The organism is Paraplanobispora siamensis, assembly GCF_016863175.1.
In the GTDB taxonomy this organism is placed as follows: Bacteria; Actinomycetota; Actinomycetes; order Streptosporangiales; family Streptosporangiaceae; genus Planobispora; species Planobispora siamensis.
This window is the reverse complement of the sequence record NZ_BOOJ01000079.1, coordinates 16897-30598: the sequence shown is the minus strand read 5'-3', so window position 1 is coordinate 30598 and position 13702 is coordinate 16897. Positions and strand designations below refer to the sequence as shown.

General features: G+C 74.8%; 12 protein-coding genes. 7 read left to right on the top strand and 5 right to left on the bottom strand.

The window, feature by feature from the left end; translation table 11 throughout:
* Positions 1–30: 30 nt before the first annotated feature.
* A complete protein-coding gene (locus Psi01_RS39125) occupies positions 31–399 on the bottom strand; it encodes a transcriptional regulator (RefSeq protein ID WP_204069242.1) in 369 nt (122 codons plus the stop codon).
* A 127-nt stretch (positions 400–526) separates the two neighbouring features.
* Here Psi01_RS39125 and Psi01_RS39120 point away from each other — a divergent pair, with 127 nt between their 5' ends.
* Positions 527–1084, top strand: a complete 558-nt coding sequence (locus tag Psi01_RS39120) for a shikimate kinase (RefSeq protein WP_204069241.1) — start codon at positions 527–529, stop codon at positions 1082–1084.
* Positions 1085–1128: 44 nt separating this feature from the next.
* On the opposite strand, the gene Psi01_RS39115 is transcribed toward Psi01_RS39120, so the two are convergent.
* The 3 genes from Psi01_RS39115 to Psi01_RS39105 are packed head-to-tail and all read right to left on the bottom strand — an operon-like array spanning position 1129 to position 3803.
* Positions 1129–1881, bottom strand: coding sequence for a response regulator (locus Psi01_RS39115; protein ID WP_239128372.1), 753 nt, complete (start codon positions 1879–1881; stop codon positions 1129–1131).
* Complete coding sequence (locus Psi01_RS39110; RefSeq protein WP_204069240.1) at positions 1878–3167, bottom strand: sensor histidine kinase; 1290 nt, start codon at positions 3165–3167, stop codon at positions 1878–1880. The genes Psi01_RS39115 and Psi01_RS39110 overlap by 4 nt, the downstream gene beginning before the upstream one ends.
* 9 nt (positions 3168–3176) lie before the next feature.
* Positions 3177–3803, bottom strand: coding sequence for a hypothetical protein (locus Psi01_RS39105; RefSeq protein WP_204069239.1), 627 nt, complete (start codon positions 3801–3803; stop codon positions 3177–3179).
* Between the two features lie 270 nt (positions 3804–4073).
* Between Psi01_RS39105 and Psi01_RS39100 the strand changes: the two genes are divergently transcribed.
* The 5 genes from Psi01_RS39100 (at position 4074) to Psi01_RS39080 (ending at position 11742) form a co-directional block, all read left to right on the top strand.
* Positions 4074–6785 carry a helix-turn-helix transcriptional regulator gene (locus Psi01_RS39100; protein WP_204069238.1) on the top strand — a complete coding sequence of 904 codons (2712 nt, stop codon included), beginning with the start codon at positions 4074–4076 and terminating at the stop codon, positions 6783–6785.
* 412 nt (positions 6786–7197) lie between these two features.
* A complete protein-coding gene (locus Psi01_RS39095; protein ID WP_204069237.1) occupies positions 7198–8085 on the top strand; it encodes a CHAP domain-containing protein in 888 nt (295 codons plus the stop codon).
* Between the two features lie 129 nt (positions 8086–8214).
* Positions 8215–10494 (top strand): hypothetical protein, encoded by a 2280-nt coding sequence (locus Psi01_RS39090; RefSeq protein WP_204069236.1) that lies wholly within the window; start codon positions 8215–8217, stop codon positions 10492–10494.
* A 19-nt stretch (positions 10495–10513) separates the two neighbouring features.
* Positions 10514–10708 carry a hypothetical protein gene (locus Psi01_RS39085; protein WP_204069235.1) on the top strand — a complete coding sequence of 65 codons (195 nt, stop codon included), beginning with the start codon at positions 10514–10516 and terminating at the stop codon, positions 10706–10708.
* A 62-nt stretch (positions 10709–10770) separates the two neighbouring features.
* On the top strand, positions 10771–11742 hold the full coding sequence (locus tag Psi01_RS39080; RefSeq protein WP_204069234.1) for a zinc-binding dehydrogenase: 972 nt from the start codon (positions 10771–10773) through the stop codon (positions 11740–11742).
* Here Psi01_RS39080 and Psi01_RS39075 read toward each other — a convergent pair.
* Positions 11739–12452: a flavodoxin family protein gene (locus Psi01_RS39075; protein WP_204069233.1), complete on the bottom strand. Its 714-nt coding sequence runs from the start codon at positions 12450–12452 to the stop codon at positions 11739–11741. The two genes, Psi01_RS39080 and Psi01_RS39075, sit on opposite strands and share 4 nt — an antisense overlap.
* Positions 12453–12604: 152 nt before the next feature.
* Between Psi01_RS39075 and Psi01_RS39070 the strand changes: the two genes are divergently transcribed.
* Positions 12605–13669 (top strand): hypothetical protein, encoded by a 1065-nt coding sequence (locus Psi01_RS39070; protein ID WP_204069232.1) that lies wholly within the window; start codon positions 12605–12607, stop codon positions 13667–13669.
* The last annotated feature ends 33 nt before the right edge of the window (positions 13670–13702 follow it).

The window sequence follows — 13702 nt, the reverse complement described above, 5'->3', positions numbered from 1 at the left end:
TTCCCCGGACGGCTCGCGGATCGCCGCCCGTCACGCACGCGTGGCGGGCGGCCGGCTCGGGTCGCCCGGCGGGGGCGGCCGACCCGGGTCCCGCCCGGACGCGAGGTCCGCGCCCGTGATCCGCCGGAGCGCGGAGGTGTAGTCCTGGAAGGCCGCGCGCCCGCTGTCGGTCAGCGGCAGCCACGTCCGCGAGCGTTTGCCGACGAAGCCCTTCTCCACCCGCACGTGGCCCGCCTTCTCCAGGGTGTCGATGTGCCTGGACAGCAGGGAGCCGCCGATCTCGACCGTGTCTCTCAGGAACCGGGACTCGGCCGTCTCGGCCGCCGCGAGCAGCGCCATGACGGACAGCCGCACCGGGGCGTGGATGAGGCCGTCCAGCGCATGGCGCGGATGGGTCACCGCTCGCCGGCCGTGAACCGGAGCATGCGCACGGCGCCGTACAGGAGCGGGGCGCCCGATCGATAGAACGCGTCCTGCGCGGGCAGGGGCCCGGTGCTCTGTTCCCGAATGACAGGAGGTGGCGGGCATGGTGGACGAGACGCCGGCCGGTCCGGCGGATGACGGGCCGATCGTGGTGATCGGCCTGATGGGCGCGGGCAAGACCAGCGTGTCGCGGCTGCTGGGCAAGGCCCTCGACCGGCCGGTGCGCGACAGCGACGAGTGGCTCGAGGAGCGGTACGGCGTGACGGCCGCCGAGATCTCCGAGACCGAGGGTGTCACGGTGCTCCACGAGCGCGAGGCCCGGCACCTGCTGGACTCGCTGGCCGAGCGGCCCGCGCCGGTGATCGCCGCGGCGGCCAGTGTGCTCGACGACCCCGAGTGCCGCGCCGCGATGAAGCAGGCCCTGGTCGTCTGGCTGGACGCCTCCCCCGCGTTCGTCGCCGAGAAGATCGCGGCCAAGCCGCACCGGCCCCGGTTCGGCAAGGAGCCCCTGGACCTGGCGATCGAGCTGCGCGAACGCCGGGCGGCGGCGTTCGCCGAGGTGGCCGACCTGCGCTTCGAGCGGCCCGCCATGTCCAAGCGGGACGTGGCGCAGGCCGTACTCGACCATCTGCCCGGCGGGCACGAGGTCTCCCCGCACTGAGCGTCTCCGCGCGCTGGGCCGCACGCGGAACCTCGCTCAGCGGATCACAGCAGCCCGTGGTCGCGGGCGTAGATCGCCGCCTGGGTGCGGTCGCGCAGCCCGAGCCTGCCGAGGATCCGGGAGATGTGGTTCTTCACCGTCCCCTCGCTGAGATAGAGGTGCCCGGCGATCTCCCGGTTGGTCGAGCCGCGGGCCACCAGGCGCAGGACCTCTATCTCGCGGGCGGTCAGTGCCGGATCGACCCCGTCACCGGCCGGAGCGGCGGCACCGTGCCCCGCGGCCCCGTACCCGGCGGGCCCGGGCTCCGCGGGCGCGGGGCCGTGTGCCGAGGGACGGGCCGCCACCGGGTCGCCCGCGGCCGGGGGCCGGGTGAGCGCGGCGGCCAGGCGCGCGGCCGCCGCCGGGTCGAACTGCACGACTCCGGCGTGCGCGAGCCGTACGGCCGCGGCCAGCTCGCGCGCCGGCAGGTCCTTGAGCAGATAGCCGGTCGCGCCCGCGTGCAGCGCCTGGACGACGTACTCCTCGTCGTCGAACGTGGTCAGCATGACCGCGCGGCAGGCCGGGGCGCGGCGCCGCAGCTCGGCGACGGCCCGGACCCCGTCCATCCCGGGCATGCGGACGTCCATGAGGACGACGTCCGGCTCCAGCTCCACCGCCTTCTCGACGGCCTCCCGTCCGTCGGCGGCGGTCCCCACGACGGTGATCCCGGGCTGGATGCCCAGCAGGGAGGCGATGCTCTCCCGGATGAGCCCCTGGTCGTCGACGACCAGGACGCTCACCACCTCGTCGCCGCTCACGACCGGCCTCCCCGGGGGATGGTGACCGTCAGCCGGGTACCGGCGCCCGGCTCGCTGTCGAGGTCGAGCCTGCCGCCCGCCAGCTCCGCCCGCTCCCGCATGCCGAGCAGGCCGAAACCGCCGTGCCCGGACGACGGGCCACCCTCGCCCACGGACGGCGCCTCACCGCGACGCCCGGACGGCGGGCCGGATCCGTTCCCGCGTGACGGGCCGCGACCGCCGGGCGGCAGGCCGGGGCCGGGCTCGCCGGGCAGGACGCCGGGTGGCAGGCCGCTGCCGTCGTCGGCGACCGTCAGCCGCGCGCCGGACTCGTCGAGGGCGACGGCGACCGCGATCGTGGTGGGGTCCGCGTGCCGCCGGGCGTTGGTGATGCCCTCCTGCGCGGCGCGGTAGAGCGCCACGAGCGTCGGCTCGTCGTATCCGCTCTCGTCGCCGGTGAACTCCAGCGTGACCGTCACCCTCCCGTCGTCGGCCTGGCCGTCCACCAGACCGGCGAGCGCGGCCGACAGGCGGAACGGCGCGGTCTCGGTGCGCAGCGCGCGGACCGACTGCCGCACGCCGTCCAGCGCCCGCCTGGCCGAACCGTGCGCGTCGTCGATCGCGCGCTGGGCGAGCGCGGGGTCACGCTCGCGGAAGGCCGTGGCCTTCTCCAGCAGCACGACGATCGCCGTCAGGTGGTGGCCCAGGTCGTCGTGGATGTCGCGGGCGAGCCGGTTGCGTTCGGCGGCGGCCGACAGCTCGGCGATCCGGGCCGAGGAGGCGGCCAGCCGCCGGTGGGACTCCTCCAGGCGCGCCCTCCCCCGCCGCTCCTCGGCCGCGGTGGCCGCCATCGCGACGGCCAGGACCAGGCCGACGCAGAGCATCAGCAGGTCGGAGACCTGTTCGAGGTCGGTGTACCAGCGGGGGGTGCCCAGCTCGTATCCGATCACGACCAGCCCCGCGCAGGCGACGGCGAGCACGACGGCGGCCGTGCGGCCGAAGGCGAAGTAGGCGGTGAACGGCACCAGGACGAACAGCACCCGCGACAGCCCCGAGCCGTCGGCCGCGGCGACGACCATGAACAGGAGCACCCGCGCGCCCAGCAGCGCGGCCGCCGGCAGGGGCGGGGTGCCCTGTGGATAGCGCCGGCGCTCGACCATGTCGACGGCGAGCAGGGCGGCCAGGCCGCCGGCGAACTGCGCGATGCGGGTCGCGCCCAGCCCCGTCAGGCCGGCGTACAGGCCGGCGGCCAGTACGGTGCCGTAGAGCACGGGGGACACCCAGGGCACGAGCCGCGTGGAGGACACGCCGTAAGCCTACGGCCGGCCGGCGCGCAGCCCGCCGGCCCCCGGGACGCCCGACCGGACCGCGCCCGCCGTACCGGCCGCGCCCGCCGACCACACCGAGGCCGACATCCAGACCAGCACCCCGCACGCGACCACGTGGACGGCGCTGGTGAGCGGGGTGTCGGGCAGCTGCGCCAGCGCGGTCAGGGCCACGAGCGAGAGCATGTAGATCCACGCGGCCGGGCGCGGGAACACCCGCGCGCGGACCATGGAGATCCCGAACAGTACGGTGCCGACGGCGAAGACCGCCACACCGGTGAGCAGCGCGAACCTGGTGGGCCCGGCGAGCAGCCCGGCGACGACCGGCGCGTCCAGGAAGAAGATCACCAGGTTCAGCGCGAACGCCACCCCGGAGAACAGGCACAGGCCGATGAGGTTCACGGCGTAGGCCACGGCGCCGAACCGGCCGGCGGACTCGCTCTGGTGCAGGTAGAAGGCCGTCAGGGCGGGGGCGCCGAAGGCGGCTCCGAGACCGATGACGAGGCTCGTCAGGGCGGTCTCGCCGGTGAAGGCCTCGATGAGCCCGGGGACTCCGATGGACAGCCCGAGCACGACCCCGCAGGCCGCGCCGAAGCGCGAGATCCATGATGGGAACATCCGGTGACACTCCTTGTCCGTGACAGGGTGGGGAAGACGCTCCGACCCTAGAAATCGCGGATGTGCTCCCGGGAGTGCCGGACGGCCACACCCGGAGCCGGCCCGGAGCCGGAGGTCATGGGTGACGCCCCGGACCGCCCTGCCGATCGGCACGTGCCCTTCCGCCCTCCCCCGCCGGCCCCCGCCGCCGAGAAGGACATCCTGACTTGACCGCCGTCGCCTCGCCGGTCAACGTGGATTCACTGCTACCGGACCCTCAGAGGTGGCCCCATGCCTGGTGGACCGGAGCCGTTCTTCGTCGGCCGCGAACGTGAGCTGGCCGCGCTGGACGAGGCCCTGGAGCAGGCACGACGGGGGGAGCCCCACGTCGTGCTCCTCGACGGTCCCGCGGGGATCGGGAAGACCGCGCTGATCCGTGTCTTCCTCGGCGCCGCGCCGGGGACGCGGGTGCTGCAGGCCAGCGGGGACGAGGGGGAGGCGGCGCTGCCGTACGGCGTGCTGGACCAGCTGACGGCCACGCCCGCCGGCGACGTCGAGCCGCTCGCGGCCGGGTCCGCCCTCCTGGACCATCTGGGCCAGCTCCAGGACACCGGACCCGTCGTCCTGATCGTCGACGACGCGCACTGGGCCGACCGGCCGTCGTTGCAGGCGCTCACGTTCGTCTTCAGGCGGCTGCGCCTGGACCGGGTGCTCGCGATCATGGTGACCAGGGACGGCGGCGACCCCCGTCTCCCCGAGGGTCTGCGGCGCGTGCTGGCCGGTCCGGCCGCGCTGCGGCTCAGTCTCGGCGGGCTCGACGCGGGCGAGCTGCGCCGCCTGGGCGACCTGCTGGGCCTGGCGCCCCTGCGCCCGCAGGCGCTCGAACGGCTGCGCGAGCACACCGGCGGCAACCCCCTGCACGCCCGGGCGCTGCTGGAGGAGGTGCCGGGCGACCTGCTGGACAACACCGACGCCCCGCTGCCGGCGCCCCGGTCCTACGCGCTGCTCGTCCTCGGCCAGCTCGCCCGGTGCGGCCCGCGGACCCGGCAGCTGGTCGAGGCCGCCAGCGTCCTTGGCATGTCCTGCCCCAGCCACACGGCCGCCGCCCTCGCCGGTCTCGCCGACCCGCTGGACCCCCTCGAGGAGGCGGTCACGCTGGGGCTGCTCACCGAACGGCACGACGCCGGAAGGCTGATAATCTCCTTTCCCCATCCCCTCGTCCGCGCCTCCGTCTACCAGAACCTGGGACCGGCCAGGCGGGTGGGACTGCACCGGCGCGTCGCGGACCTCACGGAGGACGGCTTCCACCGCCTGCGGCACCGCGTCCGCGCCGCCGACCGGCCCGATCCCCCGCTGGCCGCCGAGCTGGCCGAGCACGCGCGGGCCCAGGCCTCGGCCGGACACTGGGCCGGCGCCGCAGACCACCTGCTCGACGCCGCGCATCTGAGCAGCAGCCCGGCGGCCCGCGGCCGGTTCATGGCCGAGGCGGTGAGCGTGCTGCTGCTCGACGGGCGGATCGAGGAGGCCAGGCGGCTGATCGACGAGCTGCCCGCCGACACCGAACCGGCGGTGCGCGCCTGCGCGGGCGGCCACCTGGCGATCGTCACCGGCCACACCGGCGAGGGCCACTCCCTGCTGGCCAGCGCGTGGGCGGAGCTGGAGCCCACCGGCGCGCCGGACCTCGCCAGGCGCACCGCGCAGCAGATGGCGCTGCTGTCGGTGCTGCGCGGCCGGGGCGAGGAGGCCGTCATGTGGGCGGACCGGGCCGTCCGGCTGGGTCCCGGGCAGGGCGTCACGGACTTCACCATGTACACCCGCCTGACCGGCCTGTGCATCTCCGGCCGGACCGCCGAGGGGCTGGCGCTGGTCCGCGATCTCGCCGACCCCGCCCTGGCCTCGTCCCAGCACGAGCTCGACGCCCTGCTCGGCCGCGGGCTGCTGCGCACCTGCTGCGACGACCTGCCCGGAGCGGTGGCCGACCTCCACGGCATCCTCGTCGCCTGCCGCGACCGGTCCGTCCCGTTCCGGATCCTGGCCACGGCCATGCTCGGCCAGGCCGAGCACCGCACCGGGCAGTGGGACGACGCCCTCATCCACACCGAGATCGCCGCCTCCCTGGCCGACGACGCCGAGCAGGTCTGGGTGGCGCCCATCTGCCACGCCCTGGCCGCCCTCGTCCCCGCCGCCCGGGGCGAGCGGGAGCGCGCCACGGCCCACATCCGCGCGGCCGAGGAGCGGATGGCCCACGGCGGGAACCTGGCCTCGCAGGTCCACACCGCCCACGCGCGCGCCCAGCTGTCGGCCGCCGGCGGCGACCACGCCGGCACCGTCGCCGCCCTCGAACCGCTCCTCGATCTGGGGACGCACGACATCGTGCACGAGCCGGGCGTCGTCCCCTGGCACGACCTCCTGGTCGACGCGCTCATCGCGCTGGGCAGGACGGAGCAGGCGCAGGTCGTGCTCGACCGCGCCTGCAAGCTCGCCGCCGAGCGCGAGCGCCACTCCGTGCTGGCCGCCCTCGCCCGCGCCCGGGGCAACCTGCACGCCTTCCGGCACGAGCCAGAACCGGCGGAGCGGGCCTTCCACGAGGGCCTGGACGAGGCGTCCCTGTGCGGCTCGCCGTTCCTGCAGGCCCGCCTCCACCTCCACTTCGGCGCCTTCCTGCGCCGGACGGGCCGTCGTTCCGCGGCCGCCGAACAGCTCCGCTCCGCCCGTGACCTCCTGGTACGGCTCGGCGCCTCGCCCTACCTGGCCCGCTGCGACCAGGAGCTGGCCGCGTGCGGCCACCCGGCCGCCGACCGGCAGGGCGGCGACCCCTTCGGACTGACCCCCCAGGAGGACGCCGTCACCCGGCTGGTCGTCCGCGGCATGACGAACCGGCAGGTGGCCGGTGAGCTGGTGCTGAGCGTCAAAACGGTCGAGTACCACCTCGGGAACGTCTACGCCAAGCTCGGCGTCTCCTCCCGGACCGCGCTGGCCGCGAAGCTGACCTCGGTGACGTGACCGCGCCGCCGCCCGGTGACGTGACCGCGCCGCCGCCCGGTGACGTGACTGCGCCGCCGCCCGGTGACGTGACTGCGCCGCCGCCCGGTGGCGTGACCCCGGCGGCGTGACCCCGGCGGCGTGACCTGACCGCGCCGGTGCCTCCGGACGCGGCGTGACCGGACCCGCCGGCTTTGCTCGCCCGTCCCTCCCCCCGCGCGACACATGTTTGCAACCCATCTGCACCCGAACATCGCCTCAGCGGCGGCCCGCGCCCGCCGAATGGTCGGCCGACAGCAGGATGGGCGCGGACCGCTCTGCCCGCGGGTGCGCGCCCGACCCCGGCCGGTGACACCGGCCTGGCTGAGGCCTCCCCTTTTGGCGTGTCACGGGGCCTCTCCTTCCCCGCGGGCAGCCGGAAGGAGACGTGTCCTTGTCCGTTCTGTCGCGCACCTGGTACCGCGGAAGCCTGACCACCGGTCTGATCGTCGCCGGTACCTTCGGCTTCGCCGCCCTGCCCGCGGAGGCTGCCGTCACCGCCGACATCCCCGGGATCGACAACGGTCAGTCGAGCCAGATCCCCTTCGAGCAGATGCGCGCCAGGATCGCCGAGATCGAGGGCGACATCCAGAGCTTCGAGAACCGGATCTCCACCTCGGAGTCGTCCATCACCGAGCCCGAGCTGCCGGGCCAGGACACGGCCGCGGAGATCCCGTCACCCGGCTCCGCCCAGGACACGGGCACCGCCGGGCTGAATCCGTCCCAGGGCACCGGCATCCCCGCGGTCGACCAGTTCCTGTCGGCGGCCACCCAGACCCAGACGCAGCCTCAGACGCAGGTCCAGGGCACCGCCACCGGTGTCGGCACCGTGCAGGGCGTCATCGCCACCGCGCTCAGCAAGGTCGGCGAGGGCGAGGCCGCGGACGGCACGACCGTCTACGGCAAGTGGTACGAGAAGTACACCGGCCAGCAGGGACAGGGCTTCGCCTCCGCCCCCTGGTGCGACATGTTCCTGGCGTGGGTGGCCGTCCAGCACGGCCTGCAGGACCAGATGGGCATCTTCGCCTACACCCCCTCGCACGCCGCGTGGTTCGAGAAGAACAACCGCTTCAGCCGCACCCCGCACCCCGGTGACATCGTCTTCTTCGACTGGGGCGGCTCCAAGAGCATCTCCGCCATCGACCACGTCGGGATGGTCACCGCCGTCAACGCCGACGGCACCGTCACCACGGTCGAGGGCAACACCAGCGACAAGGTCATGACCCGCAAGCGGAGCATGGGCACCATCGTCGGCTTCGGCCACCCGGCCTACGCGGGCTGAGCGGCCCTGCGGCCCCTCACCGCGCCGCCCTAGGGAATTCCCTAGGGCGGCCACCGGGGCGTGCGCGACGGCGGGTGCGTATCTTCCCCCGTAGTGGCCCGATTCGCTCGGTCGCGCAGGTGAACAGGAATGCCCGTCGAAGAACCGCCCGGTGGTTGCGCCCCGACCCGCGCGCGGGTCACGGAGCTGCGAATCCACGGTGTGGCCGGGGCCACGCCCGGGTCCGTCCTGTACCCCGGCTGTGCCGACCAGGTGGAGTTCCTCGGTGACAGGGCGCGTGACGCGGTGGGCATCTACCGGCCCGCCGAGCGCGGTCCCGACATCGCCTGGCAGCGCGAGGCCTACGTGTGGGGCGACCTCACCTCCGGCTCCCGGTCGCGGGCGTTCTGGCTGCTGCTGCTCCCCTTCGCCCTGGCCAACATCGCGTTCTACATGACGCCGCGGCGGACGGCCGGCGGCCTCGAACACCTGGCGGGGCTGCGGCGGACCGTCGGCGCCGGGCACCGGCTGTTCGCGCTGTCGCTGACGGGAACCCTGATCGCGGCCCTGGCCGGGACCTCGATGGACGTCGTCGGCTGGCAGGCGTCCGGACCCGGGCAGGACTCCACCCTCCTCGGCTGGCCGGGCACGGCGGTCGCGGACGACGCCGTGCGGCGGCTGACCCTGGCCTCCCTGCCGCCCGCGCTGCTGCTGGGCCTCATCTGGTGGCTCGGCAGCGTCTCCTGGGCCCGCTACGACATGCGGACGGTGGACGGGAACCGGCCGGAGCCCCCGGTCGCGGACGTCCTGCCGGCCGACCGCCGGATGTGGAACGGCGGCGCCCCGGTGGGCCGCCTCCGCTCGCTCCACGTCGCCTTCGGCTTCGCGCTGATCGCCCTGTTCCTGACCCTGCCGTTCACGCCGGCGCAGCCGTACGGCGCGCTGTACCCGGCCGCGCTGGCGGTGCTCGCCGTGTCGGCGGTGCTGGTGGCCCTGCCCCACGCGGCCTCCCGGCCACGGCCGGGGCGGGAGCCGGCCTGGTCGTCGCTGCTGGGGAAGATCTGCGCGGGCCTGCGCTCGCTCGCCCTGGTCCTGTACGGCACCGCCTTCGCCGCCGGGATGTTCGCCGGAGGCCGGGAGATCTCGCTCGGGAGCCGGGCCCTGCCCGGTTTCCACGGCGTCCTGGAGACGCTCTTCTGGCTGCAGGCCGCCGTGCTGGCGGCCGTGACGACGGGAACCCTCGTCCTGGCCCTGGGCCCGGGCGACCCCCCGGAGGCCGGCACGCTCTATCCCCGGGCCCTGCGAGGCCTGGCCGCCCCGGTGGCACTACTGATGGCCTGGACCCTCGCGGCGGTCTTCGCCATCGGGCTGGCCTTCACCGTGGCGCGGATCGTGGGCACGCCGTCCTTCGCCGGCGACTCGGCGGGCGGGATCGTCCTGCCCGGTCCCTACTGGTGGACGACGCTGGCCACGCTCACGGCCGTCCTGACGGTCGTGCTGCTGTCCCTGTGGCTGCTGGCGGATTGGCGGCGGGAGCGGGCGCGACTGCTCCCCGAGGTCCGCCGGAGGTATCCCGACCACGCCGAATACGTGAGCGGGAACTGGGCGACGGCCGGGCTGACGGACCGGACCGGCCGGGTCGCGGCGGTGATCGCGACGGTCGCGGCCGCCTCGGTCGCGGCCGGCGTGATCCTGCTCACCGTACGTCCCGGCGGCGTGCCGACGGGCCCGGCCGTGGTGCTGGGCATCGTGATCACGGCGGGCGTGGCGGTGGGGCTGATCGTCGTCGGCTGGCGGGCGTACGAGCATCCGGCGCTGCGCTCGACGGTCGGCGTGCTGTGGGACATCACCACGTTCTGGCCCCGCGCCACGCACCCGCTCGCCCCGCCGTGCTACGCCGAGCGGGTCATCCCGGACCTGATGGACAGGGTCAGGACGCTCGTGCGGGACGAGCGGCGCACCGTCGTGGTCTCCGGCCACAGCCAGGGCAGCGTGATCGCGGCGGCCCTCGTCCTGCAACTGGATCCCGGGGACCGGCGGCACACGCGCCTGCTGACCCACGGCTCGCCGCTGCGCAGGCTCTACGCGCGGTACTTCCCCGCCTACTTCGGGTTCGGGACGCTCCAGGCCGTCAAGGAGCTGTTCGCCGTACCCTCGTGGCCGGGCTCCGGGGAGCGCCCCTGCCTGTGGTCCAACCTCCACCGGAGCTCCGATCCCGTCGGAGGCCCGGTCTTCGCCTTCAGCCACCCCTGGGCACCCTCCGGCGGAGTGGACGAACCTCTCTGGGACCCGGCCGCCCCCGGCGCGGAACGGCCGGCTCCCCCGCGCCGCCCGCGGGACGGTCCGGAGACGCCCCCGCGGATCTTCGGCCACATCGACTACTACCTCGACCCCGCGTATGACGACGCTTTCCACCGACTGATCACCTGAGACGCACCACGGAGGCGTCGTGCGGTTCATCCTCGACCTTCACTACACATCCGACGGGGACGTGTACGGCCGGCTGACCCCCCAGGGCGCCGGCACGGCCCAGCCCTTCACCGGCTGGCTGGACCTGCTGCGTCTGCTCGAACCGGCCGGCCCGGCGGACCCGGCGGACCTGACGGCCGGGCCGTCCGTCGACGGGGGCTCGGCGCCCGGTTGACCTCAACCAACCTTGAGGTTGAAGACTGGCCGGGACGCTGTCCCCCATGAAAGGTGCTTCTCATGCGCGCGATCCAGGTGGCCTCGTTCGGCGGTCCCGAGGTGCTGTCCCCGGTGGAGCTGCCCGACCCGGTGCCCGGTCCCGGTCAGGTCGTCGTCGGCATGGCCGCGGCGGACGTCATCTTCCTCGACACCCTGCTGCGCGGCGGCTGGGGCCAGGACTTCTTCCCCCGGCAGCCGCCGTACGTGCCGGGCGGCGGCGGGGCGGGCGTGGTGCTGGAGACCGGCGAGGGGGTGGACCCGGCGTGGACCGGCAGGCGCGTGACCGTACGGACCTCCACCGGCTACGCCGAACGGGTCGTCGCCGGCGTCGGGGAGATCATGCCGGTGCCCGACGGGCTGGACACCGACGCGGCGGCGGCGCTGGTGCACGACGGCGTGACCGCGCTCAGCATGGACCGGCTGGGCGCGCCGGAGAAGGGCGAGTGGGTGCTGGTCTCGGCGGCGGCCGGCGGGGCGGGGTCGCTGCTGGTGCAGCTGGCCGTCGACGCCGGCGCCCGGGTGGTGGCCGCCGCCTCCAGCGACGCCAAGCTGACGCTGGCCCGCGAGCTGGGCGCGGAGGTCACCGTCGACTACACGCGGCCGGACTGGGTCGAGCGCGTGCGCGAGGCGACCGGCGGCGGCGTCGCCCTGGTCTACGACGGCGCGGGCGGCGCGCTCGGCACGGCCGCCGTGGGCGCGGTGGCCGACGGCGGCCGGTTCGTCACCTACGGCACCGCCGACGGCTTCGCCGCCCCCGACCCCGAGCTGACCGCCCGCCGCGGTGTGCGGGTGCTCACCCCGCTGATGGACGGCCCGCCGGACGAGGAGACCGTACGCGACCTGCTGGGCCTGGCCCTGGAGCGGGCCGCGCAGGGACGCCTGCGCCCGGTGATCGGCGCCGCCTACCCGCTGGAGCGGGCCGCCGACGCCCACCGTGCCCTGGCCGCGCGGGCCACGGTGGGCAAGTCACTGCTGCTGATCACCAACGGCTAGCGGTGCTCGGGGTTCTCGTAGTCGAAACGGCAACCGGCGTCCCATTCGGAACGCTGGTTGCCGTGCGCGGGGATCCCGCCCGCGTCCTTGAGCATGCGCGCCAGGTGCAGCAGGTTCCAGGTCATGAACGTGGTGTTGCGGTTGGTGAAGTCGTTGCCCGGACCGCCCGATCCGGGATCCAGGTAGGACGGCCCCGGTCCCGCCTCGCCGATCCAGCCGGCGTCGGCCTGCGGAGGGATCACGAAGCCGAGGTGCTGGAGGCTGTAGAGCAGGTTCATCGCGCAGTGCTTGATCCCGTCCTCGTTGCCGGTGATCAGGCAGCCGCCCACCCTGCCGTAGTAGGCGTACTGCCCCGCCTCGTTGAGGAGGCTGGAACAGGCGTACAGCCGCTCGACGACCCGCTTGGCGACCGAGCTGTTGTCGCCCAGCCAGATGGGCCCGGCGAGCACCAGGATGTCGGCGGCCATCACCTTGCCGTAGATCGACGGCCAGGCGTCGCTCTCCCAGCCGTGCTCGGTCATGTCCGGCCACACGCCGGTGGCGATGTCGTGGTCGACCGCCCTGAGCTGTTCCACCCGCACACCCTGTTTCTCCATGATGTGCGCGCTGAGATCGATCAGCCCCTGGGTGTGGCTGCGATCGGGGCTCCTTTTCAGGGTGCAGTTGACGAACAGCGCCCAAAGGTCGTCGTAGTGACGCGGTGGGGACATCCTCCACCTCCTGGTCTCCGTACGGTCACCGGAGTGCGCCGGCCGTCGCCGCGACCGATCCCGGGAACCGGCGGCAGCGGATTCCCCGGCGGGTCCGAACCTCTCGTCCTCATGGACCGTCTCACAGAAGGGCGTCTGCCGGGAGGGCTGCCATGAACGGATCCGGACGGCGAGGGAACGCACACCCGGCGACCGGCCGCGTGGCCGCCGGAACGGCCGCCATCGCCGTGGTCGCCTCCTGCACCTCGGGGACGGCGGCCCCGCCGGGAGAGACCGCCCGCACTCCCCCGGCGGCCTCCGCGGTGAGTACGGCGCCGGTCCCGGCCGGACTCGGAGGGCTGGTCGACCGCGCGCGGGTCACCGTGATCGCACGCCGGCTGCCAGGCGACTCCCTGCTGCGCGTCATGGCTCTCGGTCCGGACGGCACCGTTCTGGGCCAGGCCGATCCTCCCGAGACCGGAGGGCCGGGCCGGCCGCGCGGCAGCGTGTGGCAGGTCCCGCCGGACGGGCGGACGGCCCGGCTGCTGGTGCGCGACGCCGGGGACCCCGCCTATATGTGGAGGATGGCCGCCGGAGGGACGGGCCGTCTGTGGCCGGCGGGAGAACATCTGCGGTGCCTGGACCCCCGGGGGGCGGGGCCGGTGCGCACGCTGCCCGGCTGGACCGGCCGGGAGCTCTTCTTCGCCGACCGAGACCTGATCGCCTGGGAGGCGCGGGGGCGCCGCCCGGCGGTCTCCCGGGGATGCGCGGAGCGCGCCGTACCGCTGCCGGTACGCGGGTCCCTGGTCGCCTTCTCCCAGCCCCACGCGTTCGTCCGCGACGGCGACGGCCTGACCCGGGTGGACGCGCGCACCGGCGAGAGCACCGCGATCAGGGACGTCCCGGCCTCCGCCGAGGTCTTCGCCGCCGCTCCCGGCACCCTCGCCTTCGCCGACCGCACGGCCCTGCACATCGTCGATCTCCGGACCGGCGAGCGGCGCCCGGTCGCCCTCGGCCTGCCGCACCGGAACGACCCCCTCTTCACGGCCCGGCTCACCGCGGGGACGCGGCTGGTGGTCCACTCCCTGCACCACCAGGACCTGGACCTCGCCGAATCCCTGGTCCACGACCCGCGTACGGGCACAAGCACCCTCCTGCCCGCCGAGGCGTGGGCCGCGGGCGACCGGCTGCTCTGGCGCGACGGCGAGGTCTACCTGCTCGCCCGCGTGCACCCGTGAGGCGGCCCCGCGGCGGGGTGTGGGATCGTCCTG